At 66.8% G+C, this 24,223-nt stretch carries 22 protein-coding genes; 10 read left to right on the top strand and 12 right to left on the bottom strand.

Translation table 11 applies throughout. The features are described from left to right. Positions 1-20 precede the first annotated feature (20 nt). Positions 21-488 (top strand): histidine kinase, encoded by a 468-nt coding sequence (locus tag ACOFKW_RS16095; RefSeq protein WP_419815136.1) that lies wholly within the window; start codon positions 21-23, stop codon positions 486-488. A gap of 128 nt (positions 489-616) precedes the next feature. Here ACOFKW_RS16095 and ACOFKW_RS16090 read toward each other — a convergent pair whose 3' ends face one another. The 3 genes from ACOFKW_RS16090 to ACOFKW_RS16080 all read right to left on the bottom strand — a co-directional run bounded on the left by ACOFKW_RS16090 (position 617) and on the right by ACOFKW_RS16080 (position 3,547). Beyond that, positions 617-760, bottom strand: a complete 144-nt coding sequence (locus ACOFKW_RS16090; RefSeq protein ID WP_419815135.1) for a hypothetical protein — start codon at positions 758-760, stop codon at positions 617-619. A gap of 25 nt (positions 761-785) precedes the next feature. Then, on the bottom strand, positions 786-2,138 hold the full coding sequence (trmFO, locus tag ACOFKW_RS16085; RefSeq protein ID WP_419815134.1) for a methylenetetrahydrofolate--tRNA-(uracil(54)-C(5))-methyltransferase (FADH(2)-oxidizing) TrmFO: 1,353 nt from the start codon (positions 2,136-2,138) through the stop codon (positions 786-788). Between the two features lie 101 nt (positions 2,139-2,239). Continuing rightward, on the bottom strand, positions 2,240-3,547 hold the full coding sequence (locus ACOFKW_RS16080) for a hypothetical protein (RefSeq protein WP_419815133.1): 1,308 nt from the start codon (positions 3,545-3,547) through the stop codon (positions 2,240-2,242). On the opposite strand from ACOFKW_RS16080, the gene gyrA reads away from it, so the two are divergent. Together gyrA and ACOFKW_RS16070 are read left to right on the top strand one after the other, a co-directional pair. Beyond that, entirely contained in the window at positions 3,489-6,209 is a 2,721-nt protein-coding gene (gene gyrA, locus ACOFKW_RS16075; protein WP_419815132.1) for a DNA gyrase subunit A, read from the top strand. The two genes, ACOFKW_RS16080 and gyrA, sit on opposite strands and share 59 nt — an antisense overlap. A gap of 94 nt (positions 6,210-6,303) precedes the next feature. Then, positions 6,304-6,684 (top strand): hypothetical protein, encoded by a 381-nt coding sequence (locus ACOFKW_RS16070; protein WP_419815131.1) that lies wholly within the window; start codon positions 6,304-6,306, stop codon positions 6,682-6,684. Positions 6,685-6,747: 63 nt separating this feature from the next. On the opposite strand, the gene yaaA is transcribed toward ACOFKW_RS16070, so the two are convergent. Beyond that, entirely contained in the window at positions 6,748-7,530 is a 783-nt protein-coding gene (gene yaaA, locus ACOFKW_RS16065) for a peroxide stress protein YaaA (RefSeq protein ID WP_419815130.1), read from the bottom strand. A 171-nt stretch (positions 7,531-7,701) separates the two neighbouring features. Here yaaA and ACOFKW_RS16060 point away from each other — a divergent pair, with 171 nt between their 5' ends. Beyond that, positions 7,702-8,961: a tetratricopeptide repeat protein gene (locus ACOFKW_RS16060; RefSeq protein ID WP_419815129.1), complete on the top strand. Its 1,260-nt coding sequence runs from the start codon at positions 7,702-7,704 to the stop codon at positions 8,959-8,961. Here ACOFKW_RS16060 and ACOFKW_RS16055 read toward each other — a convergent pair. Both ACOFKW_RS16055 and ACOFKW_RS16050 read right to left on the bottom strand, forming a co-directional pair. Beyond that, positions 8,916-9,470, bottom strand: a complete 555-nt coding sequence (locus ACOFKW_RS16055) for a hypothetical protein (RefSeq protein ID WP_419815128.1) — start codon at positions 9,468-9,470, stop codon at positions 8,916-8,918. The genes ACOFKW_RS16060 and ACOFKW_RS16055 overlap by 46 nt on opposite strands. After that, a complete protein-coding gene (locus ACOFKW_RS16050) occupies positions 9,383-10,603 on the bottom strand; it encodes a hypothetical protein (protein WP_419815127.1) in 1,221 nt (406 codons plus the stop codon). Before ACOFKW_RS16050 ends, ACOFKW_RS16055 begins: the two co-directional genes overlap by 88 nt. A gap of 205 nt (positions 10,604-10,808) precedes the next feature. Between ACOFKW_RS16050 and guaB the strand changes: the two genes are divergently transcribed. The 3 genes from guaB to ACOFKW_RS16035 are packed head-to-tail and all read left to right on the top strand — an operon-like array spanning position 10,809 to position 13,993. Then, a complete protein-coding gene (gene guaB, locus ACOFKW_RS16045; RefSeq protein WP_419815126.1) occupies positions 10,809-12,260 on the top strand; it encodes an IMP dehydrogenase in 1,452 nt (483 codons plus the stop codon). Next, positions 12,261-13,457, top strand: a complete 1,197-nt coding sequence (locus ACOFKW_RS16040) for an RsmB/NOP family class I SAM-dependent RNA methyltransferase (RefSeq protein ID WP_419815125.1) — start codon at positions 12,261-12,263, stop codon at positions 13,455-13,457. 32 nt (positions 13,458-13,489) lie between these two features. Then, positions 13,490-13,993 carry a tetratricopeptide repeat protein gene (locus ACOFKW_RS16035; protein WP_419815124.1) on the top strand — a complete coding sequence of 168 codons (504 nt, stop codon included), beginning with the start codon at positions 13,490-13,492 and terminating at the stop codon, positions 13,991-13,993. Here ACOFKW_RS16035 and rsmA read toward each other — a convergent pair. The 4 genes from rsmA to ACOFKW_RS16015 all read right to left on the bottom strand — a co-directional run bounded on the left by rsmA (position 13,990) and on the right by ACOFKW_RS16015 (position 19,585). Continuing rightward, positions 13,990-14,859 (bottom strand): 16S rRNA (adenine(1518)-N(6)/adenine(1519)-N(6))-dimethyltransferase RsmA, encoded by an 870-nt coding sequence (gene rsmA / locus ACOFKW_RS16030; RefSeq protein ID WP_419815123.1) that lies wholly within the window; start codon positions 14,857-14,859, stop codon positions 13,990-13,992. The two genes, ACOFKW_RS16035 and rsmA, sit on opposite strands and share 4 nt — an antisense overlap. Then, complete coding sequence (gene pdxA / locus ACOFKW_RS16025) at positions 14,856-15,845, bottom strand: 4-hydroxythreonine-4-phosphate dehydrogenase PdxA (RefSeq protein WP_419816982.1); 990 nt, start codon at positions 15,843-15,845, stop codon at positions 14,856-14,858. The genes rsmA and pdxA overlap by 4 nt, the downstream gene beginning before the upstream one ends. A gap of 28 nt (positions 15,846-15,873) precedes the next feature. Beyond that, positions 15,874-17,196: a peptidylprolyl isomerase gene (locus ACOFKW_RS16020; RefSeq protein WP_419815122.1), complete on the bottom strand. Its 1,323-nt coding sequence runs from the start codon at positions 17,194-17,196 to the stop codon at positions 15,874-15,876. Between the two features lie 121 nt (positions 17,197-17,317). Then, positions 17,318-19,585 (bottom strand): LPS-assembly protein LptD, encoded by a 2,268-nt coding sequence (locus tag ACOFKW_RS16015; RefSeq protein WP_419815121.1) that lies wholly within the window; start codon positions 19,583-19,585, stop codon positions 17,318-17,320. Positions 19,586-19,756: 171 nt separating this feature from the next. Between ACOFKW_RS16015 and ACOFKW_RS16010 the strand changes: the two genes are divergently transcribed. The 3 genes from ACOFKW_RS16010 (at position 19,757) to ndk (ending at position 22,175) form a co-directional block, all read left to right on the top strand. After that, positions 19,757-21,232: a leucyl aminopeptidase gene (locus tag ACOFKW_RS16010; RefSeq protein WP_419815120.1), complete on the top strand. Its 1,476-nt coding sequence runs from the start codon at positions 19,757-19,759 to the stop codon at positions 21,230-21,232. After that, on the top strand, positions 21,229-21,678 hold the full coding sequence (locus ACOFKW_RS16005) for a DNA polymerase III subunit chi (RefSeq protein WP_419815119.1): 450 nt from the start codon (positions 21,229-21,231) through the stop codon (positions 21,676-21,678). Before ACOFKW_RS16010 ends, ACOFKW_RS16005 begins: the two co-directional genes overlap by 4 nt. A gap of 74 nt (positions 21,679-21,752) precedes the next feature. Continuing rightward, on the top strand, positions 21,753-22,175 hold the full coding sequence (gene ndk, locus ACOFKW_RS16000) for a nucleoside-diphosphate kinase (protein WP_419815118.1): 423 nt from the start codon (positions 21,753-21,755) through the stop codon (positions 22,173-22,175). Between the two features lies 1 nt (position 22,176). Here ndk and purN read toward each other — a convergent pair whose 3' ends face one another. Both purN and purM read right to left on the bottom strand, forming a co-directional pair. After that, positions 22,177-23,067, bottom strand: a complete 891-nt coding sequence (purN, locus tag ACOFKW_RS15995) for a phosphoribosylglycinamide formyltransferase (protein ID WP_419816981.1) — start codon at positions 23,065-23,067, stop codon at positions 22,177-22,179. 43 nt (positions 23,068-23,110) lie between these two features. After that, positions 23,111-24,208 (bottom strand): phosphoribosylformylglycinamidine cyclo-ligase, encoded by a 1,098-nt coding sequence (purM, locus tag ACOFKW_RS15990; RefSeq protein ID WP_419815117.1) that lies wholly within the window; start codon positions 24,206-24,208, stop codon positions 23,111-23,113. Positions 24,209-24,223 lie beyond the last annotated feature (15 nt).

The following is a 24,223-nucleotide window of genomic DNA, read 5'->3' as shown; positions in this document are numbered from 1 at the left end:
AAACAATCGGGGGCGGATGGATGTGGCGTTGGCTAGCGTTGGGCGTGGTCGGCATCATGCTGGCAGGCGCGGTATTCAGCTGGACCCGCGGACGCCCGGTCCGTCCGGGCGTCACGCTGGCGAGCGCCCCGGCCGCGGCACAGACGCTGGTCGATGAGCCGCCGCTGGTCGCCCCCGTCAGCGACGTCACCCCCGCCGATCGTGAGGCGCGCCGCTTCAACCGCTACGACAAGGACCGCGACGCCAGCATCACCCAGGTCGAATATTTCGTCGCCAGGCGGAAGGCGTTCGCCAAGCTCGACCTGGATGGGGATGGCAAGCTGAGTTTCGACGAATATTCGGCCAAGGCGCTGAAGAAGTTCGCGACTGCCGATGCGGATCACGACGGCAAGCTGGTCGCGGTGGAGTTCGCGACGACGGCTGCGAAGCGTCGGCCTGCCGCGGCGAAGCTCGATTGCCCGCCGGTGGTCGAGCATGACGAAAGCTAGCTAGCCAAGTCCGCACTCCGCCCCACCGTCATCCCGGCGCAGGCCGGGACCCATCAAGCGATAGCTTGGGGTGATGGGTCCCGGCCTGCGCCGGGATGACAAAGTCAAAATCTCAGCAGGCCCAATCGCTACTTCTTCTTCGCAGCCGCGCCCTTCTTGCCCAGCTCCGCCTGCGCCGCGGAGGACTTGCGCGGGTTGCTTTCGCCGTCCTTCGCCGCCTTGGCGTTGGCCTTTTGCGCAGTCTCGCTGCCCTTGCCCTTCTTCTCGGTCATCGTGCTCACTCCATCAGGAGCCACATCAATCGACCGCCTCGGCCTCCCGTTCCGGCTGCGGCACCGCGCCGCCGAGCCAGGCTGTCATGTCGTCCCGCGCCCGCGCCGCCATCGCCGCCTTGCGGACGCTCTTGTGGATGCGCGTCGGCAGCGGCGGGAACAGCCCGAAGTTGACGTTCATCGGCTGGAAGGTCGCCGCCTCCGCCCCGCCGGTGATGTGCCCAAGCAGGGCCCCCAGCGCCGTCGTCGCCGGCGGCACCGCCAGTGTCTCGCCCAGCGCCTCGGCCGCCGCGAAGCGCCCGGCGATCAGCCCGATCGCGGCGCTCTCGACATAGCCCTCGCAGCCGGTGATCTGCCCGGCAAATCGCAGCCGTGGCTCCGACTTCAACCGCAAATACTCGTCGAGCAGCACCGGCGACTTGATGAAGGTATTGCGGTGCAGGCCGCCCAGCCGCGCGAACTCCGCGCCGCCCAGCCCCGGGATCGTGCGGAACACCCGGACCTGGTCGGCGTGGCGCATCTTGGTCTGGAAGCCGACGATGTTCCACAGCGTGCCCTGCGCATTGTCCTGCCGCAGCTGGACGACGGCATAGGTGCCCTTGCCGGTCTTGGGATTGCGCAGCCCGATCGGCTTCATCGGACCGAACCGCGGCGTGCCGCGCCCGCGCTCGGCCATCGCCTCGATCGGCATGCAGCCGTCGAAATAGGGCGTGTTCGCCTCCCAGCCCTTGAAGTCGACCTGGGGCGCCGCCAGCATCAGGTCGATGAAGGCGTCATACTCGTCCCGCTCCATCGGGCAGTTGATGTAGTCCTTGGTCTCGCCCTTGTCCCAGCGCGACTGGAACCAGGCGATATCCATGTCGATCGAGTCGAAGTACACCACCGGCGCGATCGCATCGAAGAAGGCCAGCGCATTCTCGCCGGTCTTGGCGCGGATCGTCTCGGCCAGCGGCGCAGCGGTCAGCGGTCCTGTGGCGATGATCACCGATCCCCAATCCGGCGGCGGCGCGTCGATGCGCTCGCGGCGCAGCTCGATCAGCGGCTCGGCCTCGATCGCCGCCGTCACTGCACCCGCGAAATTGTCGCGATCGACCGCCAGCGCCGACCCTGCCGGCACGCGCGAAGCGTCGCCGCAGCGCATGATCAGCGAGTCCATGCCGCGCATCTCGCTATGCAGCAGCCCGACCGCGTTGTTCTCCGGATCGTCGGAGCGGAAGCTGTTCGAGCAGACCAGCTCTGCCAGCCTGTCGGTGTGGTGCGCGTCGGTACCCTCGACGCCGCGCATCTCGTGCAGCACGACCGGCACGCCGGCCCGCGCGATCTGCCAGGCAGCCTCCGATCCGGCGAGGCCGCCGCCGATGATGTGGATTGGGTTCATGCCGGCGGTATGCGACGCTGGCGTGGCAAGGTCGAGTCCCGGTCGCCGCACAGCTGCGCCGGGTCCTCCGCTCCGTAACCCCGCGTCGAGCGAGTGTGATCCTATGTGGTCGCGACCGTCGGACGCTCGCCGCTCCACATATTGAAGATCGCCTCGAACGCCTTGGGCTCCTTCTTTCGGAACGAGCGGCGCATGTAGATCGGCGACAAGGCTTCGCCGTATTTGTCGACCTTGCGGAAACCGACGATCCTGTCGGGCGGGATTGGCCCCCATTGCGCGATCTCCTGCTCGGCAGATCCCCATTTAGCTTTGCTGGCAGGCACCTTGAACCCGCCGCGAACCGCAGTGACATACACCCAGCATGGACGCATGCCGAACTTGCCGCCGAAGCCGAAGGCGATGGCCGGGTTGCGGCTGGTCGAGATATAGCCCTTGAGGCACTCCTGCGCGATCATCCGGCCAAGGTGGAAACTCTCGCCTTCCATGATCTTGCGCCACATCAGATAGTCGACCAGCAGCTGTTTCTCGTAACTGCCTCCCGCCGTATGATCGACAGCTGTCAGGAACTGCGCCTTCGTCACGGTCTGTCCGTGACGCCGCTGCATATAGCTTATGAAGACCTCCGAGATCGGGCCTTCGAGATAGAAGCGGTCGGTGCGGCTCGACGGCGGCCAGAACCCGGCTGCCTGGCTCATCAGCTCTGCAGGTCCCCGACTGTCGCCGCGGAAGGTGAAGGCGTCGGTCCGGGGAATGTGGTCCATGAATTTCCAGTCCTTGGCGAACGCACTATCGCCGGCCGCGGCAGGGACATGGGCGTGATACTCCCGCGTTTCGGGAGCTGTCCCCGGGCTCCGGCCGATTGGCTGATTGGTGCGTGTCTTATACAGCGTGCCCGCCCGGCCGATTTGCAGGTCGCTGCGCTTGGCGCCTGTCGCAGGCTCCGCACGCTTCCACATCGTCGAGATCAGGCGCCGCGTGATCGTATCGATCGGCACATGCTGCGATGGGGTTATCGGCGAGACTTGGGGATATTGATGAAAGGATGCGCTGCCGTTGAAATACTTAAACTTCGGATTCATCTCGAATGATTCGAATTCGCCGCGAATCCAGCCGATTTCCTCGCCGGGGTCGGGGGCATTTATCGTCTTGGGCTTATAGTCCTTGGGTCCAAAAAAACTCATGAGACATTCCCTGACCATCGCCGCCGCAGACTGGCGTGCCGTTCGACCGTTTCGGTCTCGTAAGGGGCATATGCCTGCTCGGGCTGAATAGCAAAACTGGCGTTCTCGCGCCTTTAGCGCTAGGACCGGAGGCGTCCCGGATCCTGTTTTCGAAAGCTCGCCTTCCAGTATGGCATTGACCAGCACGCCTGCCGCGACCCCCGACATCGAGCCGGTCTCGATCGTCACGGAAATGCGCACCAGCTTCCTCGATTACGCCATGAGCGTGATCGTGGCGCGCGCGCTGCCCGACGTTCGCGACGGCTTGAAGCCAGTCCATCGCCGCATCCTGTGGGGTGCCTATGAGAGCGGCTTTGTCAGCGGCAAGCCGTACCGCAAGTCGGCGCGCATCGTCGGCGAAGTCATGGGTAAGTATCACCCGCACGGCGACAGCTCGATCTACGACGCGCTCGCCCGCATGGCGCAGGATTGGTCGCTGCGGCTGCCGCTGGTCGACGGCCAGGGCAATTTCGGCTCGATGGACCCCGATGCGCCGGCCGCCATGCGTTACACCGAAGCGCGTCTCGCCAAGGCTGCCGATGCACTGCTCGAGGATATCGACAAGGATACCGTCGACTTCACCGCTAATTACGACGGGTCGGAGCATGAGCCGTCGGTGCTGCCGGCGCGCTATCCGAACCTGCTGGTCAACGGCGCCGGCGGCATCGCGGTCGGCATGGCAACCAACATCCCGCCGCATAATCTCGGCGAAGTCGTCGACGCCTGCCGTGCCTATCTCGACGATCCGGCGATCACCGTCGAAGGCCTGATGGCGCATATCCCGGGTCCGGATTTTCCGACCGGCGCGCTGCTGCTCGGCACCAGCGGCATCCGCCAGGCCTATGAGACGGGCCGGGGCAGCGTCATCATGCGGGCCCGCGCCAATGTCGAGGAGGGCAGGGGCGACCGCCGCTCGCTGGTCCTGACCGAGGTGCCCTACCAGCTTGGCAAGAACGGCCTGGTCGAGAAGATCGCCGAGGCGGTCAAGGATAAGCGCATCGAGGGCGTCAGCGAAGTCCGCGACGAGTCGAGCCGCGAGGGCGTGCGCATCGTCCTCGACCTCAAGCGCGATGCGACCTGGGAGGTCGTGCTCAATCAGCTGTATCGGCACACCCCGGCGCAAACCTCGTTCGCGATCAACATGCTGGCGATCCGCGGCGGGCGGCCGGAGCTGCTCAACCTGCGCGACGTCATCGAGGCGTTCATCCAGTTCCGCGAGGAGGTGATCACCCGGCGCTCCAAGTTCGAGCTCAACAAGGCGCGCGAGCGGGCGCATCTGTTGCTCGGGCTGATGGTCGCCGTTGCCAACCTCGACGAGGTCGTGCGGATGATCCGCGCCTCGCCGAACCCGGCGGAAGCTCGCGCCGCGCTGATGGGTCGCGACTGGCCGATGGGCGATATCGGGCCTTACCTCGGCCTGATCGAAGCGATCGTGCCCGATGCGGCGCAGGACAGCTACCGCCTGTCGGAGCTGCAGGTCCGTGCCATCCTCGACCTGCGCCTGCACCGCCTGACCGCGCTGGGTCGCGACGAGATCACCGACGAGATCAAGGCTTTGGCGCTGTCGATCGAAGCGCTGCTGGAGATCCTGCGTAACCGCGGCCGGCTGTACGAAGTCATGCGCGCCGAACTCGATGCGGTGTCGGACGCCTTTTCGACCAAGCGCCGCACCGAGATCGCGCCGCCGGGCGATGATATCGACGACGAAGACCTGATCGAGCGCGAGGACATGGTCGTGACGGTGACCATGACCGGTTATATCAAGCGCGTGCCGCTGTCCGACTATCGGGCGCAGCGTCGCGGCGGCAAGGGCCGCTCGGCGATGTCGACCAAGGACGAGGACATCGTCACCAACCTATTTGTCGCCTGCACGCACACCCCGGTGCTGTTCTTCTCCAGCGCCGGAAAGGTCTATCGCCTCAAGGTCTTCAAGTTGCCGCTGGGCGCTCCCCAGGCGCGTGGCCGGCCGATCGTCCAGGTGCTGCCCAAGCTCGAGCCCGGTGAGACGATCACCTCGGTCCTGCCGCTGCCCGAGGACGAGGCGGAGTGGGGCAAGCTCAACGTCATGTTCGCCACGGCACACGGTTCGGTGCGACGCAACTCCATGGATGCGTTCACCAATGTGCCCGGTAACGGCAAGCTGGCGATCCGCTTCGAGGATGGCGACGACGACCGGCTGATCGGCGTCGCGCTGTGCGACGAAGTCGAGGACGTGCTGCTGGTGACGCGCCAGCGCAAGGCGATCCGCTTCCCGGTCGACGACGTCCGCGAGTTCGTCAGCCGCACCTCGACCGGCGTCCGCGGCATCGCGCTGGCCAAGGGCGACGAGGTCATGTCGATGTCGATCCTCAAGGCCTTCAAAGCGACGCCACAGGAGCGCGAGGATTACCTCAAGGCTGCCCCTTGGAAGGCCGATCCCGGCGAGCGCATCCTGTCGGAGCAGCGCATGGGCGAGTTCGCAGCGGCCGAGGAGTTCATCCTGACGGTCACCTCGAACGGCTTCGGCAAGCGGTCGAGCGCCTTCGAGTATCGGCGCTCCGGCCGTGGCGGTATGGGCATCGCGACGATCGCGGATTCGGAGCGCAACGGCACTGTCGTCGCCAGCTTCCCGGTCGTGCAGGGCGATGAGCTGATGCTGGTCACCGACCAGGCCAAGCTGATCCGCACGCCGGTCGAGCAGATCCGCATCATGGGTCGTTCGGCGCAGGGCGTCACCCTGTTCCGCGTCGCCGATGACGAGCATGTCGTTTCGGCAGCGAAGATCGGCGAGGACGAAGCTGCTGATGTCGTTGACGAAGCTGCTTCCGAAGTCGCGCCCAACGATGGAACCGAAACGACAGACCTAGGTTAATCACCAGTCCATCTTAGAGCTTCGCAAGCATCGCGGAAACGGCTATGGAGCGCCCCGCACGAGGACTGTGCACCTGTCAACGGAGATTTTATTTATGAAGACTGCTCTGACGCTGGCGGCTGTGGCCAGCCTCGGCCTGCTTGCTGCTTGCGGCGAGAAGGCCAAGACCACCGACACCACGACCAATGCCGATGGTTCGATGACCACCACCGAGACCACGACGACCGCGCCGAGCGCCGACGCCGCTGCCGATGCAATGGCCAACAAGGCCGACGCAACCGTCGACGCAGCCGGCAACAAGGCCGATGCCATGGTCGAGTCAGCCGACAAGAAGGCCGACGCAATGGTCGATACCGCCAAGAACAACGCCGAAGCCATGAAGACCAACGCGGAGAACGCCGCGGACTCCATGAAGGCGAACGCCGACGCAGCAGCCGACAACATGAAGGCTAAAGCCGACGCGATGAAGAAGTAAGCTTTACAGCTAAGCTTCGTATTGTCGGGGGCCGGGCGCAAGTCCGGCCCCTTTTGCGTGCGTCTATTTCTTCGGCCCGGCCTTGCGTACGAAAGCCCAGCGCCCGTCATCGGAATGCGCCGCCTTGAAGCTGTAGCCCAACGCCTTGAACCCCTTAAGCCCATCCGCGCGATCGATCCGCTCGTCGACCATGTAGCGTGCCATCGCGCCGCGAGCTTCCTTGCCGACGAAGGTGTTGAACCGCAGTTCCCCGTCATGGTCGTCGCGGAAATCGATCGCGATCACTGCGCCGGGCAGGGCGTCGACCTTGACCGCGCCGAAATACTCCTTGCTCGCCAGGTTGATCAACGTCGTGTCGGCATGGTCCGCCAGTTCTTCGGACAGGGCGGTGGCGACCTTCTTGCCCCAGACCGCGTACAGGTCGCGCTTCGCACCGACCTTCATCGGCACGCCCATCTCCAGGCGATAGGGCTGCATCAGGTCGAGCGGCCGCAGCAGGCCGTACAATCCCGACAGAATCCGAACATGCTCCTGCGCGAACGCGACACCGCCCTTGTCCAGGGACTTGCCGTCGAGCCCGGTGTAGACGTCGCCATCGAACATATACAACGCCGGCCTGGCATTCTCCGGCGTGAACGGCACCTCGAATGCCTTGAACCGGCCGGCGTTCAGCTCCGCCAGGCCCGGCGATATGTGCATCAATTTCTGCAGTGCCTTGGGGCTGAGCTTCGCCGCGGCCTTGGCGACCGTTGCCGCCTGGTCGATGAAGCGCGGCAGCGTGGCTTCGACGTTGGGAACCGGCGTGGTTTCGTCGAGGGTCTTGGCAGGCGACAGGACAGCAATCATCTAGGGTCCGGAAATGACGACGAACGGTGTTGATAGACCGGACCCGGGGATGTTCAAATCGCGTTAATCGCCACAAGCATAATGAGATTACACCGGAGAGATTTACGCCAAAAGATTGACGCATCCCCCGCCCGCGCTTAGCCAAACACCAAAATCCAATGGGAGACGACGATGAGGACATTTTCACGCGCGCTGGTCGCCACACTGCTGGGCACCGGACTTGCTGTCGGCGTCGCAACGCCTGCTCTGGCCAAGGAAAAGCCTGCTGCCGCTCAGGACACGACCAAGCTTGACGCCAAGAACATCTCGAAGCCGGTCCGCACTGCGTTGATCGCGATCGAGACGACGCAGAAGGCTGGCGACAATGCCGGCGTGCTGACCCAGGTTCGCGCTGCCGAGGCTGCCGGGAATCTCAACCCGACCGACAGCTTCTACCTCGCCAATTCAAAGCTGGCCGCGGCGCAGACGCTAAAGGACAATGCTGCCCTCGAAGAGGCGCTGAAGACCATGGTCGACAGCCCGTTCCTGCCCGCGGCGGAGAAGCCCAAGTTCCTGCGCAACCTTGCCGCCCTGGCTCAGCAGCGTCGCGATTATGTCGCCGCAACCAAGTACACGGAGCAGCTTGTCGCCCTGGCGCCTGAGGATCCCGACAACGTCCTCAACTTGGCGATCCTTTACTCCGACCAGAACCAGACCGCGCAGGCGATCCAGACGTTCGACAAGGCGATCGCCGCCAAGGTCGCGACCGGTCAGCCGGCGCCTGAGTCCTGGTATCGCAAGCGCCTTGCGTTGGCGTTCGACAAGAAGATGGCGGCTGAGACCGGCACCGGCGCGGCAGCCCTGATCGCTGCTTATCCGACGCCCGAGAACTGGAACCTGGCGCTCAACATCACCCGTGATGGCGCTGGCACCGACGACCAGTTCTCGCTCGACGCCTTCCGCCTGATGCGCGCTGCCAAGGCGATCGGCCCTGAGCGCGAGTATCAGGAGTATGCTAATATAGCGATCGAGAAGGGCTTGCCCGGAGAGGCCAAGGCCGTGCTCGATGAAGGCACCGCCGCCAAGAAGCTGGCCGGCAAGCCGTTCGAGAAAGAGCTTTACGCCGCCGCCAACAAGAGCATCCCCGCCGACAAGGCTGGTCTTGCCGGCCTGGAGCGTGACGCCCCCAAGTCGCCTAACGGCAAGGCTGCGCTCGGCACCGGCGACGCTTTCTACAGCTATGGCAACTACGCCAAGGCGGCGGACATGTACCGTCTGGCGTTGACCAAGGCCGGCGGCGTCGACGCCAACACCGCCAATCTCCGTCTCGGTGCCTCGCTGGCAATGGCTGGCGACAAGGCCGGCGCGACCACCGCTTTCCAGGCCGTCACCAGCGGGCCGCGCGCTCAGCTGGCGAAGTACTGGATGGCGTATCTGGCCAAGGCCGCCTGAAGCCGGGCACACGCCTCATAGTTACTCGTTCGATCCATACCTCCTCCCGTCCCGGGGGGAGGTATGGTGCTGTTTGGGCCAGGTGCTGATCGCCACCGATGCCTCGTGACGCCCGACCGGGCCGTCGTGCCGAGTTGCTTGTCGGCCCAATTCAGGAAAATGGTGACGTTCGGCGTGTCGGTATGACCGCCGTCATGCTGCCGCCAAGCCAATGCACCGTCGAGCAGGCCGGTCTTGACTGGCGGCATGACGGCCTTGCGGTAGTCGTCGCCCTGGCCCAGGTCGCGCGCGCCGAGCAGTCGATAGACCTTTCCGGCTGCGACCGCGGCCATGAAACTGCCTCGGTGATCGAGCCAGTGGGCGTCGCCCTCGTCCGGAATGCCATAGCTGATGAACACCGGACGCGGCGCGCACAGGGCGATCAGCTCGTGCGAGTCGACCGACAGCTCCGCCGGGGTCCGCACATCCTTGCCCTGCGCGGCTCCGTACCTAAGGAAATTGCCGGCCATCCAGTAATGCTCGCCGATGTCAGGCTGGTGACGTCCTCACCGAAATTCCGGCGCAGCAAGGTCGTGCCGCCTTTGCCGGATGATCCGATCAGGCCCGTCGCAAAGCGCTGATCGAAGGCCATCGCCACCAGCGCCGCCTTGCCATAGCGCGAGACGCCTTCGATCCCGATCCGGCGTGGGTCGATGGCAGTGTCCCGGCTGAGCACATCGAAAGCACGGCTCGCGCCCCAGGCCCAGGCGCGCAACGTACCCCATTGGTCCGGCTGGCGCGGCTGTCCCCGACTGGCGAGGCCGATCACACCGCGGCTCAGACCCGCCGAATTGTCAGGCTGGATCGTGTCGGTGTCGAGCATCGCATAGCCCCAGCCCGCCGCGATGATCTGCTCGGGCCGCGGGAAGTTACCCTTCGCATCGCGCTGCGGCGGGGTGAAGGCCGGCTGGGTGTGGAGCATGAAGGCGGGATGGGCGTCGAACACCGGTCCGAGTGCCGGATCCTGTGTCACCAGCAGCTTCTTGAGCCCGGCATCGATCCGCTCGAACTCGGCGCGCGACGGTTGCGACGGCGCCGGAAAGTCGTCGCGGCCGAACATGATAAGCAGCGGCACCGGCCCCTTGGCGTTCGCGGGAACGACCACGGTCATGCGAATGTCGACCGCGATCTGCGGAGCGGCGCTGTTATCGGCGTGCCCGATCATTCGGCGCGCGATCACCGGCTTCATCGCGACGAACTCACGGTCCGTGCTGTCGACACGCCAGTCGATCCGGGGCGCGGTATCCGGGACACGCCCATAAACTTCGCGCTCGAACGCCGCCAGTATCTCGGGCCGGCGCGTCCTCCACCATGCCTCGGCGGTAGCTACCGGCTTGCCGGCGGCGGTCCGCAACGGATCGGGCAGTTCCGACTGTGGACCAGCGATGGTCTCGTCGTAATTGGCGGAATTGGGGGCGTTGACGTCGCCGCTCGGGCCCGGCTTCATCCGCTGCAAGCCAAGCTTGGCCATCATGTCCTGTTGCGCGAGATCGCCGGACGCAGCCGGTTGCGCACTGGCGTGCGGCGGCGTCACCCCTGCCAGCGGAAGCAGCACTGCCGCGCTCAGGATCCATCCAACCGCGCGAACACCGGATACGGCCACGAGCATCTCCCCTATGAATCACGAGCACGTCCGTGGCTTACGAAAACCATCTCACAACGCGCGTTCCCATTGCCGCGAGGGTGTGGCTTCGGTCAACTGCGGCGGATGTTCAGCGGGACGACCGAGGCACCGGCCCGAACGCGGTAGCATTCTTGGGCCTCCGCCTCTATATAGCCGCACCCCGCAGGCGCCCGAGGACGCAATCATGAACATCCGGCTCGGCCTGACTTTCGACGACGTGCTGCTGGTGCCGGCGGCATCCTCGGTGCTGCCGACCGACGCGGATACGCGGACTCGGATCACGCGCGAGATCGGGCTCAATATCCCCATCCTGTCCGCGGCGATGGACACTGTCACCGAGGCCGACATGGCGATCGTCATGGCGCAGGCCGGTGGCATCGGCGTCCTGCACCGCAACCTGACCGTCGAGGAGCAGGCGACTGCGGTGCGGCAGGTCAAGCGCTTCGAGAGCGGCATGGTGGTCAACCCGGTGACCATGCGCGTCGACCAGACGCTCGGCGATGCGCTGGAGTTGATGCGGCGGTTCAGAATTTCGTCGATCCCGGTGATCGAGGGCTCGGGTCGACTGGCCGGCATCGTCACCAACCGCGACGTGCGCTTTGCCGAGAACCCGGCGCAGCCGATCCGCGAACTGATGACGTCCGAAAACCTGGCGACGGTCAGCGCCGGGGTCAGCAGCGAGGAGGCGCGCAAGCTGCTCCACGCGCGCCGCATCGAGAAGCTGCTGGTCGTCGACGACGCCGGGCATTGCATCGGGCTGATCACCGTCAAGGACATCGAGCGCGCCGTAACCTATCCCGACGCGACCAAGGACACCGCGGGGCGGCTGCGCGTTGCCGCGGCCACCACCGTCGGCGACAATGGCTTTGCGCGCACCGAGGCGCTGCTCGACGCCGAGTGCGACCTGATCATCGTCGACACCGCGCACGGCCATAACATCGCCGTCGCCGACGCGGTGCGCCGCATCAAGCGCATCTCCAACTCGGCGCAGGTCATCGCCGGTAACGTCGCCACGGCGGAGGCGGCGCGGGCGCTGATCGACGCGGGTGCCGACGGCATCAAGGTCGGCATCGGGCCGGGCTCGATCTGCACGACACGCATCGTCGCGGGTGTCGGCGTGCCCCAGTTGACCGCGATCATCGACGCCGCGCGCGGGGCAGGCGACGTGCCCGTCATCGCCGACGGCGGCTTGCGCACCAGTGGCGACATCGCCAAGGCGCTGGCAGCCGGCGCTTCGGCGGTGATGGTCGGCTCGCTGCTCGCGGGGACCACCGAGGCACCGGGCGAGACCTTCCTGTGGCAGGGGCGGACCTACAAGAGCTACCGCGGCATGGGCTCTGTCGGAGCGATGGCGCGCGGCTCGGCGGATCGCTATTTCCAGCAGGATATCAAGGACCAGCTGAAGCTGGTGCCGGAGGGCATAGAGGGGCAGGTGGCGTTCAAGGGCCCGGCGGTCGACGTGCTGCACCAGCTGGTGGGCGGGTTGAAGGCGGCGATGGGTTACTCGGGCGCGGCAACGCTGGCCGACTTCCGCGAGCGCGCCGAGTTCATCCAGATCACTAACGCCGGCCTGCGCGAGAGCCACGTCCATGACGTGACGATCACTCGCGAAGCCCCGAACTACCCGGCCGGTTGAGTGCTGCCAGCCGCACGGGTCCAGGCGAGCATCGACTGCCTGGAAGCGATCGTCGCCGCCGCTCGCGACGGGGGAGCTGCCGCCGACACGATCATCTCTCGCTATTTCCAGACGCGGCGCTACGCCGGGTCGAAGGACCGGCGTGCGGTGCGGGAGCTGATCTACGCCGTCATCCGGACCATCGGTGAGCGGCCGGAGACGGGCCGGGCAGCGATGCTAGGCTATGCGCGGGCAGTCGACCCGGCGTTGCTCGAGCTTTTCGATGGTGGCGCCCACAGCCCTGCCGTGATTGCCGTGAGCGAATCCGAGGCCGCGCCGTCGCCCGCACCGGCGTGGCTGGAGGCGCAACTGCACCAGCGCTTCGGCGACGACACGCCGCGTCAGCTCGCCGCCCTGCTGGAGCGGGCGCCGCTAGACCTGCGGGTTAACACACTGAAGGCGCAGCGCGATACGGTCGCTGCCGAGCTGGAGACCGCGGAACCGGTCGCCGCGGTCCCCGACGCGTTGCGCGCCACCGCGCCGCTCAACGTCGACCTGTTGCCCGCCTATATCGACGGCCGGATAGAGGTTCAGGACCTCGGCTCGCAGATCGCCATGTTCGCGACTGCTGCGCGGGCCGGCGACACCGTGGTCGACCTGTGTGCGGGTGCCGGCGGCAAGACCCTCGCGCTGGCCGCAGCGATGGCCAACGAAGGGCGCCTGATCGCGACCGACACCGACCGGGCTCGCCTGCGCCAGCTCGAACCCCGCGCGGTCCGTGCCGGGGCCTCGATCATCGAGACTCGCCTGCTCGACCCGCGCCGCGAGGCCGAGACGCTGTCCGATCTCGAAGCCGCCGCCGACCTGGTGCTGATCGATGCACCGTGTTCCGGCACCGGCACCTGGCGCCGCAATCCTGAGGCGCGCTGGCGACTCACCCCCGATCGCCTCGACCGCCTCGCCGACGAGCAAGCGCGGTTGGTCGGCATCGGCGCGGCGCTGGTCAAGCCGGGCGGACGCCTGGTCTATGTGGTCTGCTCGCTACTGCCTGCCGAGGGAGAGGCGCAGATCGACGCATTCCTCGACGGCAACGCGGAGTGGCAGCGCGCGCCGCTGCGCAACCCCGATGGCGGCGCGGCCGTATCGACTCTCGTGCTCACGCCGGGGGACAATGGTTGCGACGGATTTTTCATCGCGGGTCTGGCGCGAGCCTGCTAGGGTCCGACTACAGGGCGCGCGAGGGAGTAGATATGCGCAAGAGTTGGGCGATACCATTGGCGCTGCTGGTGGCGGGTACCGTCTCGACGGTGGCCGTGGGCGCCGGCGACGATATGCTCAAGCCAGCCTCGCTGCGCCAGCAGACGATCGGCGAGGCAGCGCTTGCCAAGGGCCAGCCACTCGTTGCCGTCGATGCGTTCGAAGCAGCGGTTGCGGCCGATCCTCGCAATGGTCGCGCCTATATCGGCATGGCGCATGCCTATGAGGCGCAGGGCCTGCCCGGCAAGGCCGTGAAATTCTATCGCGAGGCGCTCAACCTCGATCCCAACGACCTCAATGCGTTGGAAGGTCAGGGCAAGGCGCTGGTGATGCGCGGTGCGACGGCGCGGGCCAATCTAAACCTCGCGCGCATCAAGACGCTGTGCAAGGCAGACTGTCCGGCAGCGAAAAGGCTGGAGGTTGCGCTGGCGGCGCCGCGGCCGGCACCGGTCGCGACCGCAGACGCTGCCGCCCCGCCGGCAACCGCCAAGAACTAGCGCGATGCGTCGAGGCTGCGAGCGACTTCGACGAACTCGGCGACGCTGAGGGTTTCGGCCCGGCGAGCCGCGTCGATCCCGCATCGCTCCAGCGCCTCGGGGCCGCCTGCGAGCCCGCGGAGACTGGCGCGCAGCATCTTGCGGCGCTGTCCGAATGCCGCCGCAGTCAAGGTCTCCAGCGTCCGTACCGATACGCCAGTCGGCGCCGCTACCGGGCGGACATGGACCACCGACGAGGTGATGCTCGGCGGCGGCGTAAAGGCCTGGCGCGGCACGTCGAGGGCGATCTTGGGCAGGGTGCGCCACTGCGCCAGCACGCTGAGGCGGCCATAGGCTGAGGTGTCTGGTGCTGCGACGATGCGCTGCGCGACTTCCTTCTGGAACATCAGGGTCAGCGTCGCCCACCACGGCGGCCAGGCGTCGGTGGTCAGCCAGCGCACGAACAGCGCCGTACCGATGTTGTACGGCAGGTTGGCGACGACATGCGTGCCCGGGGGGAGCAGCGCGGCTTCGTCCTGCTTCAGGGCGTCGCCGCCGAGCACGGACAGGCGACCCGGCGCAGCCTCGGCAAGCTCGGCCAGGGCGGGCAGGGCACGGTCGTCGCGCTCGACGGCGACGACATTCGCTCCGGCGCGGAGCAGCGCGCGGGTCAAGCCGCCGGGGCCTGGCCCAACCTCATAGACCGTCGCGCCGGCCAGCGAACCCGGTACCCGGGCGATACGATCGAGCAGGTTGCCGTCGAGCAGGAAGTTCTGCCCCAGCGACTTCTTGGCGGCGAGACCGTGGCGGGCGATGACCTCGCGCAGCGGCGGCAGCGCAGCGAGCGCGTCTTTCGGTATCGGCAGACCGGCCGCGTCGTCGCTCACCCGGCGCAGCGCCGCGCCGCGCAGGCGCCGGCCATGCGGATCGCGGCGATCATCGCATCGGGGCTGGCGATGCTCTTGCCGGCGATGTTGAACGCGGTGCCGTGATCGGGCGAGGTCCGGATGATCGGCAAGCCCAGCGTGACGTTGACGCCGTCGTTGAAGTCCAGTGTCTTCATCGGGATCAGTGCCTGGTCGTGGTACATGCACAGCGCTACGTCGTAGCGCGCCCGCGCCTCGGCATGGAACATCGTGTCGGCGGAATGCGGGCCGGTGATGTCCAGCCCCTCCAAACGCAGCGCCTCGATCGCCGGAGCGATGATGTCGAGTTCCTCGCGCCCCAGCGTGCCGCCTTCGCCGGCATGGGGGTTGAGCCCGGCAACCGACAGTCGCGGCTGGGCGATGCCGAAATCGCGCTGCAGGCCACGGGCGGTGACCCGTGCGCGCGTCATGATCAACTCGGTGGTCAGCGCCCGGGGGACGTCGGCGAGCGCCGTGTGGATGGTGACCGGCACCGTCCGCAGGCTGGGCCCGGCCAGCATCATCACGACGTTGCCGGTCGAGACGCCGCAACGCTCGGCGATGAACTCGGTCTGGCCCGGATAGGTGAAGCCGATGGCGTACAGTTGTGCCTTGGAAACCGGCCCGGTGATCAGCCCGGCGGCAGTGCCGGTCCGCGCCAGGCCGACGGCGATCTCCAGGCTGTCGAGGGCGCAGCGCGCACCGGCAAGGTTGGGATCGCCCGGCACGATCTCGCCGGGGTCGTCGACCTGGACCAGCGGCAGGGCCTCGTCGAACGCGGCGGCGGCGTCGGCAGGACCGCCCAGCGTCTGGACTGGCCCGTCCCAGACCGCGGCTAGGCTGCGCCGGTCACCGATCGCGAAGAACGGCGGCAGGTTCATCTGGCGTCGCATCGCCCAGGCGGCGGCAACGATTTCGGGGCCAATGCCAGCCGGGTCGCCCAGTGCGACTGCCAGTGGCTTCACGATGTAGTCGCCGCTGGCGTCGTCGGCATCGTCAACGGTAGTCGATGATCGCGTCGCGACGAAGATTGCGCAGCAGCTTCTGCGCCTGGCGGTTGACCCGCTCGTCGTTCATCTGGGCATAGACCTCGTCGAAGGTCGGCATCTTGGCCTGGGTCGGCGCATCGTCGCGCCCGCACAGCACGAGGACGCGGATGCCCTCCTTGGCCGAGCCGAACGGCGGTGTCGCCTGGCCGATCGACAATTGCGTCATGATCGTCTGGAGCGGCGCCGGCAGGTCCTTCATCTTGAGCTGGTCATTGGTTGCGATCTCGGCACCGAGGTCCTTGGCGACCTGGTCGGCCGCGCCGCAACCGCCCATGCTCTGCGTCTTCGCCTGGAAGTTGGCGACAATGACCTTGGCCTGCTCCTCGCTGGTGTCCGGCTTGAAGCCGATGCCGAGCTGCTTGAGGCTCAGCACGGCCTCGCCGGGATCGCCACCCATGACCTTGCGCTTTTGCTCAAGCTTCCAGATCTCGACGCCGCCGGGCACCTGGAACGGATCGCTGACGTCGCCGACGTTGAGCTTGGTGACGACCTGCGCCACGGCGTCGCTGAGCTGGCCCGGGCGAACCCAGCCGATGGCACCACCGTCGTTGCGCGTCGCGTCCTCGGACACCTGGCGGGCATAGACGGTAAACGACGACCCGCCGCGGATTTCACCGACATAGACGTTCGCCGAGGTCAGCACCTGCGGCAGGTTCTCCGACGTCGCCGGCAGGAAGATCTTGCGAAGATTATACTCGTCGCTGCCCTTGGTGGCGTTCAGCTTGGCGATGACCGCCTGAACCTCGTCGTCACCGACGTTGACCGTTGGCTCGACCTTGCGGCGCAACAGCCGGCTCCAGGCGATTTCTCCGCGGATCTGGTTGCGGATGGCGGCCGGCGAGGTGCCGGCGTTGCGCAGATATTCCTCGAACGCCTTGGGCGTCTGCTTGAAGTTCGTCGCGACGCGGTTGAAGGCGGCATCGATGTCGGGCTCGTCGACCTTGATGTCCTTGGCGGCGGCTTCCTGGATCTGCAGCTTCTCGTCGATCAGGTTGCGCATCACCTGGTTGCGCAGGCGTGTGCGCTCCTCGCCATCGATCTGGCCACCGTTCGCCGCGACGATCAGGTTCAGGCGCTGCTCGACATCGGTGTCGGTGATGACATCGTTGTTAACGATCGCCTGGGCCTTGCGGACCTGCGGGTCGATGTCGCCAAGGATATGCACGTCCAGGTCCGAACTCGGCTGGGAGATCACGTCCTGGGCCCGTCCAGCGCCGCTGATTGTCAGCGCCGCAGTGGCGGCAGCCGCCAATATCGTCAGTTTCCGCATTCATCACTCCTGGCAGCCCCGCCGCCGCCGGCGCATCGCTGTACAGCTTCGAGGGGCATACGGGAAGCCGCTTGCCAGAGGACGGCTGAACTGTGGATGAAAGGGGCACTCCGCCCCTGTTTCAGAAGCCGAGGTTCTTGAACGCCAGCGTCAACTGGTACGAGCTGCCCCGGCGGAAATCGCGGTCCTGCGTGTAATCCTTGCGCCACGACACGCCGAGCCGGAAGCACTCGTCCTCATACTGCACGCCGATGCGATGGCGGATCGGTGAGAAGCCGTCGGAGGTGGAGGTGGGCTCCTCTCCCTTCGAGGTCAGGTCGATGATCGTCGAACCGAAGACCGACCAGTATTTGGCGAACGCCACCCGGCCGCCGAGGCGCACCTCCTCGCGGTCCTGAAGGTCCTCGGTGTTGATGTTCCGGTTGAGCTTCAGATAGGCGATCGTCGCGTAGGTCGCCGTCGATCCCAGCGCCAGGTCGATCTCGTTGCGGCGCACCGACAGGCTCGTCTTGTCGAGGCGGTAGCGATAGGTCAGCGTGACGAAGCTGCCGTATTTGGCCGTCGTCCGGCCGACGAAGTCCGACAGCCGGCCCGACAATCCGGTGCCGCTGGGGAACAGGTCCATGCCGTCGTCGATGCGCGCCGACTGGGCCATCTCGGTCGAGAATTCGAACCGCGGCCGGCGGAAGCTGTAGGTCGCGCCATAGGTCATGCGCGAGCCGCCCTCCCACCGATCATAGCCGGGGAAGCGGTTGAGATCGAAGATGCTGGTGTCCTCGAGGTCGACGGCGCGCGAATCCTCGTTCGGAATACCGTTGTTATGACCACTGCCTGACGACACCAGCTGGACGCGCGGCGTGATCGTCTGGGTGCCGCCGAGAAGCGGCCCGGCGAACGGCCATTCGGCATCGAGCGCGGCGACCGGGATGATCCGGCCTTCGACGCGGCCACTGCCGGCGTAATCCGGGCGCGTCGCTTTATCGACGTTGAAGCTGTCGTAAAGGTCGCCGCGAACCATGGCCGTCGCGGTGATGCGCTGGCCGAGAGAGGTTAGGACGCTGCGATCCCAGCGCGCCGAAGCGATGGCGCGGGCCTCGCCCTGCCCATTGGTGCGGTACAGGCCAAGAGTGTTGGCCGCGACGGTCACGCGTCCGCCGAGGATCGTCGCATCGGGCGTGTAGCGATAGTCGATCAGCGGCAGGACGAACGGTGTCTCGCCGCCGCTGGCGCCGACCCGCAAGTCCTGGAACGCCCAGGCCGAGACCGACAGGTACGACTCGGCGCCGAAGCGTTCCAGGTTATAGGTGCTGCGCAGCGTGTCGTCGTAATCGAGGCCGTAGCGACGGTTGAACGTATCGTCGGTGGTCAACCGGACCGAGAAGGTCGAGCGCCAGTTGGCGTCGTGCTGGAGCTGGCCCTTGGCCGCGATATAGCCGCGGAACTTGTCGCCGCGATCGACCAGCGTCGTGTTGTCGGCAGCATATTCCGACAGATTGGCGTAGGTGAAGAAACTGTCGATCTGGACCGGGCCGCCCTTGAACAGGCGTCGCGCCTGCACCGACAGCGCCGGGTTGATGCCGGTATAGACCCACGGCTTGATGGTCACATCACGGTCGGGACCGAGCGCGATATTATACGGAATGCCGATGCCGATGCCGAGCGCCTTGCGATACTCGATGTCGGGCAGCAGCAGCCCCGAGGCACGGCCGGCGCTGCCGTCGGGGTGCGAGAAGTCCGGCAGATAGACGATCGGCACGCCCAGGAAGTCCAGCGTCGCGCGCTTGTACGAGATGCGGTGCTTGGCCGGATTGTGAACAACCCGCAGCGCCTTGATCTGCCACAGCGGCGCGTGCGAGCAGCCGGAGGTGCCGGTCACCGAGCAGGGCGAGTAGACCGCCCGGTTCAATGTGCTGATGCCGTTGATCCGCGTCGCCGAGGTTGCCGCCAGTCGGCCGCCGTCGTTGAGCACCAGCAGGATGTTGTCGATCGCGCCGTCGCGCAGCGACTCGGTCAGTTCGATGCGGTCGCCGAAGGCCTGGTTGCCTTCCGGGTCGACGGTGACGACGTTGCCGCTGGCGACGACCTGCCCGGAGTTGCGATTGTAGACGACGGTGTCGGCGGTCAGCGTGTTACCGTCGCGATTGATCTGGACGTTGCCGTTCGCCGTGATGATCTGCGCATCGTCGGAGTAGCTCATGGCGTCCGCACTGAAGTCGATGACGTCGCCGGGCTCCAGCTTGGTCATGCCCGAATTGTTCGACTGGGCCGCGGCCGGTGCGGGGGCGGCATTGGCCTTGGGTGGCTTTTTCGCAGCATAGGCAGCGTCGAACGCGACTGGAGCGGCGATCAGCAGCGCAACACCGGCGAGCAGAGTGGGACGACAGGGCAAGCGGTGGTTTCCAGCGGCAGGGCGGCGCGACCTTTAGCATGGCAAAGCCCCGCCGCAAGGCGACGACCGGGCCGGGCCGCGGGGCAACCGCCAAATTGCCGCGCGGGTGATGCCGGTTTGCACCAGCGAGTGCGCGCGCCTAGATGCATTCTTTAATCTTGAGGGTCTGCCATGCGTATCGTCTTCAACACTGCCGCCCCGGTTTCTGGCGGCGCGCTCGTCGTTCTGGCCGGCAAGGGTGCACTGGCTGGACCGGCGTTGGCGCTCGACGGCGAGCACGGCGGCCAGGTGGCACGTGCGGTTGCGGCGGCACGGTTCGAGGGCGAGGGCATCGTCGAACTGCTGGGCGTCGGCGGCTCGCGGTTGCTGGTTGCCGGGCTCGGCGACACGACCAAGGCCGATGCGGCGACATTCGAGAAGCTCGGCGGTGCGATCGCGGCCAAGCTGCTGATCAGCGGCGAGACCAGCGTGACGGTCGATTTCGCCGGTGTTGCTGCGACCATCGACGCGGCCGAGGCTGCTGCACGGCTGGCGCATGGTGCCGAACTGCGCAGCTACCGCTTCGACAAATATCACACGACGATGAAGGAGAAGGCCAAGCCGACGCTGGCCGAACTGACCATCGCCAACGCGCCTGCCGGTGCCGAGGCCGCCTATGTCGCGCTCGACGCGATTGCCGCGGGCGTGCGCCTGACCCGCGACCTGGTCAGCGAGCCGGCGAACATCATCTACCCCGAAAGCTTCGTCGAACGCGCCCGCGTCATGGCCGATCTCGGCGTCACCATCGAAGTGCTCGACGAGCCCGCGATGGAAGCGCTCGGCATGGGCTCGATCCTGTGCGTCAGCCAGGGCTCGGCACGCGAGGCCCGGCTGCTGGTCATGCGCTGGAACGGCAGCGGCGACGACAGCTCGACGCCGGTCGTGCTGGTCGGCAAGGGCGTCACCTTCGACACCGGCGGCATCTCGATCAAGGGCGCCGCGGGGATGGAGGACATGAAGTGGGACATGGGCGGCGCGGGTGCCGTCACCGGCGCGATGATGGCGCTGGCCGGACGCAAGGCCAAGGCGCACGTCATCGGCGTCTGCGGGCTGGTCGAGAACATGCCCGACGGCAAGGCGACCCGCCCGGGCGACGTCGTCACCTCGATGTCGGGCCAGACCATCGAGGTCATCAACACCGACGCGGAGGGGCGCCTGGTCCTCGCCGACGCGATCTGGTGGGCGCAGGAGAATTTGAAGCCGGCCGTGATCGTCGACCTGGCGACCCTGACCGGCGCGATGATCGTCAGCCTGGGGCATGAGTTCGGTGGCATCTTCTCGAACGACAACCAGCTTGCCGCGCAGCTGGTCAGCGCCGGCGATGCGGTCGGAGACAAGCTGTGGCGGATGCCGCTGCACGAGAGCTTCGACAAGATGATCGACAGCCCGATCGCCGACATCAAGAACGTCGGCCCGCGCCCGGGTGGCTCGATCACCGCGGCGGCATTCATCCAGCGCTTCATCCAGCCGGGCGTGAAATGGGCGCACCTCGACATCGCCGGCATGGTCTGGGCCGACAAGGCCGGGGCGCTGTGGGACAAGGGCGCGACGGGCTATGGCGTGCGTCTGCTCGACCGCTTCATCTCGGACAATTTCGAGGGCAAGTGACCGAGGTCGGCTTCTACCAGCTCGCGTCGAAGCCGCTCGACGCGGTGCTGCCGCGGTTGCTGGAAAAGGCGGTGGCGGCGGGGCTGAAGACGGTGGTGCGGTCGACCGATGCGGCGCTGCTGGCGCGGCTCGACGGGGCGCTGTGGAGCTATGATCCCGCGTCGTTCCTGCCGCATGCCATCGACGGTGACGACGCTGCGGCCCAGCCGATCCTGCTGACCAGCGGCGAGGCCGCGGCCAACGACGCCGACCTGCTGGCGGTGGTCGACGGCACGCTGCCGGGCGACCTGGAGCCGTACAAGCGGGTGCTATACCTGTTCGACGGCGGCGACGAGGACGCGCTCGCATTGGCGCGCCGGCACTGGAAGGCGCTGAGCCACCGTGACGGGGTCAGCCCGGTATATTGGAAGGAAGGCGAGGGCGGACGTTGGGAGAAGGCGGGCTGACCTTGCCATTTGGCCCACTCGCCCGTAAGGCAACCGCGCTTTCCCGCCCCAATTTTAACGATCCGGAGATCCCCGTGGCCATCACGCGCACTTTTTCGATTCTCAAGCCCGACGTCACCCGCCGCAACCTGACCGGCGCGGTCAATGCGATGATCGAAACCGCCGGCCTGCGCATCGTCGGTCAAAAGCGCCTGCAGCTGTCCAAGGAGCAGGCCGAGGGCTTTTACGCAGTCCACAGCGAGCGCGGCTTCTTCAACGACCTCGTCGGCTTCATGATTTCCGGCCCGGTCGTCGTCCAGGTCCTCGAGGGCGAGAACGCCGTGCCGCGCTACCGCGAGATCATGGGTGCCACCAACCCCGAGAACGCCGAAGCCGGCACCATCCGCGCCACGCACGCCGAGGGCATCGAGGCCAACTCGGTCCATGGTTCGGACAGCGACGAGAACGCCGCCACCGAGATCGCCTATTTCTTCAAGCCCGAAGAAATCACGGGCTGATCTAGAACGGCATAGCTGCCAGCCGCTTCGGCGCGGACGCCCGCCAGCTCCGCGCCAGCCAATCCTCGACATGGGCCCAATCGACCGGGCCCGTGTCGAGCCGGATACCGATCCATCCCGACGGGCCAAGATAGGCCGGTCGGAAGTATAGATCCGGATCGCTGTCGATCAGCATCGCCTGTTCCTCGACGCCGCTTGCCTTGACCAGCAGCGCGGTGATCCCCTCGGCGTGATGGTTGGCGCTGAAATAGGCGAAGAACTTTCCACCCTGCACGAAGAAGCCGGGGCTGCCGTGCGACAGCTTCTCTTCCGCCGCCGGTAGCGCCAGCGCCAGCGCCCGCACCCGGTCGAGCAACGCCCCCGGGCCGACATCCTGCGAGACCAGCTCAGACAACACGCGCGGATACAGCTGGTGCTCGGCGTAATGCACCCGCTCGGCGAGGCTGTCGGGCGTGTCGCCGGGCAGCACCGAGACGCGGATCTGGCCGAGGATCGGACCGTCGTCGAGTTCCGCCGTGACCAGGTGGACCGTGCACCCGCTGACGCTTTCGCCCGCCGCCAGCACCGCTTCGTGCACAGCCAGCCCCTTGTGCGCAGGCAGCAGCGACGGGTGGATGTTGGTGATACGGCCCTGCCACCGGGCGACGAATTCGGGTGACAGCAGTCGCATATAGCCGGCCAGCACGACATAATCGGCGCCGACGCGCTGCAACTCGGTATCGATGATGGTGTCGAAAGCCTCGCGGGTCAGGCCGCGGTGACTGGCGGCGAAGGTCTCGACACCTTCGGCCGCAGCGAGCGCCAGCCCCGGCGCGTCGGGCTTGTTCGATGCGACCAGCACGATCTCGTACGGGCATCCCGGCGCCTGCGAGGCGTAGAGCAGCGCCGCCATGTTCGACCCCCGCCCGGAGATCAGGACGGCAACGCGCGCGCGCTCAGGCAAGGTGGCTGGCTTCCCAGGCGGCGCGGCTGTTCCAGACTTCCTTGCCCCCGAACACCGTGCAGCCGCGCGGCCCGGCCTCGACCGCGCCTATGACATGGACCGTCTCGCCCGCCGCGGTCAGTGCGTCGGTGACCGTCGGGACCATGTCGGCGGCGACGCACAGTACCATGCCGATGCCGCAGTTGAAGGTGCGCGCCAGCTCGCCCGGCTCGATCCGACCCTGCGCCTGCAACCAGCCGAACATGGCCGACTGCTCCCACGCCCCGGCATCGACGCGCGCATGGCAGTCCAGCGGCATGACGCGCGGGATGTTCTCCAGCAGCCCGCCGCCGGTGATGTGCGCCAGCGCGTGGATCTGCCCGGCCCGGATCACCGGCAACAGGCTGCGGACATAGATGCGCGTCGGCTCCAGCAGCGCATCGCCGAGCGTCAGTTCGATATCGAACGGTGCGGGCCGGTCGAGGCGCCGCCCCTCGATCAGCCGCCGGATCAGCGAGAAGCCGTTGGAGTGGGCGCCCGACGACGCCAGGCCGAGCAGTACGTCGCCGACCGCGACCGCCGATCCGGTCAACTGCTCGCCGCGCTCGACGGCGCCGACCGAGAAGCCCGCGAGGTCATAGTCGCCGGCGGCGTACATGCCCGGCATTTCCGCCGTCTCGCCACCGATCAGCGCGCAGCCGGCGATCCTGCAGCCCTCGGCGATGCCGGCGACGACGGTCGTCGCAACCTCCGGATCGAGTTTGGCGGACGCGAAATAGTCGAGGAAGAACAGCGGCTCGGCACCCTGCACGATCAGGTCGTTGACGCACATCGCGACGAGGTCGATGCCGACCGTGTCGTGCTTGCCGGTCTCGATCGCCAGCTTGAGCTTGGTACCGACCCCGTCATTGGCGGCGACCAGCAACGGATCGCGGTAGCCCGCTGCCTTGAGGTCGAAGAACCCGCCGAAGCCGCCGAGCTCGGCGTCGGCACCGGGGCGGGCGGTGGCGCGGGCCAGCGGCGCGATGGCGCGCACCAGCGCGTTGCCCGCGGCGATCGAGACGCCGGCATCGGCATAGGTCAGGGGCTTGTCGTTGCTTTGGTCGGCCATGGTGGAGGGGCTTAG

Origin of the sequence: Glacieibacterium sp., assembly GCF_965200405.1 — a bacterium.
Taxonomy (GTDB): Bacteria; Pseudomonadota; Alphaproteobacteria; order Sphingomonadales; family Sphingomonadaceae; genus Glacieibacterium.
This window is presented reverse-complemented; position numbering and strand designations above follow the sequence as displayed.

Coding starts and splice junctions, on each gene's coding strand:
- ACOFKW_RS16095 (WP_419815136.1), top strand. CDS start 21: ATGTGGCGTTGGCTAGCGTTGGGCGTGGTCGGCATCATGCTGGCAGGC.
- ACOFKW_RS16090 (WP_419815135.1), bottom strand. CDS start 760: ATGACCGAGAAGAAGGGCAAGGGCAGCGAGACTGCGCAAAAGGCCAAC.
- trmFO (WP_419815134.1), bottom strand. CDS start 2,138: ATGAACCCAATCCACATCATCGGCGGCGGCCTCGCCGGATCGGAGGCT.
- gyrA (WP_419815132.1), top strand. CDS start 3,489: ATGGCATTGACCAGCACGCCTGCCGCGACCCCCGACATCGAGCCGGTC.
- ACOFKW_RS16070 (WP_419815131.1), top strand. CDS start 6,304: ATGAAGACTGCTCTGACGCTGGCGGCTGTGGCCAGCCTCGGCCTGCTT.
- yaaA (WP_419815130.1), bottom strand. CDS start 7,530: ATGATTGCTGTCCTGTCGCCTGCCAAGACCCTCGACGAAACCACGCCG.
- ACOFKW_RS16060 (WP_419815129.1), top strand. CDS start 7,702: ATGAGGACATTTTCACGCGCGCTGGTCGCCACACTGCTGGGCACCGGA.
- ACOFKW_RS16055 (WP_419815128.1), bottom strand. CDS start 9,470: ATGGCCGGCAATTTCCTTAGGTACGGAGCCGCGCAGGGCAAGGATGTG.
- guaB (WP_419815126.1), top strand. CDS start 10,809: ATGAACATCCGGCTCGGCCTGACTTTCGACGACGTGCTGCTGGTGCCG.
- ACOFKW_RS16035 (WP_419815124.1), top strand. CDS start 13,490: ATGCGCAAGAGTTGGGCGATACCATTGGCGCTGCTGGTGGCGGGTACC.
- ACOFKW_RS16020 (WP_419815122.1), bottom strand. CDS start 17,196: ATGCGGAAACTGACGATATTGGCGGCTGCCGCCACTGCGGCGCTGACA.
- ACOFKW_RS16010 (WP_419815120.1), top strand. CDS start 19,757: ATGCGTATCGTCTTCAACACTGCCGCCCCGGTTTCTGGCGGCGCGCTC.
- purN (WP_419816981.1), bottom strand. CDS start 23,067: ATGGCGGCGCTGCTCTACGCCTCGCAGGCGCCGGGATGCCCGTACGAG.
- purM (WP_419815117.1), bottom strand. CDS start 24,208: ATGGCCGACCAAAGCAACGACAAGCCCCTGACCTATGCCGATGCCGGC.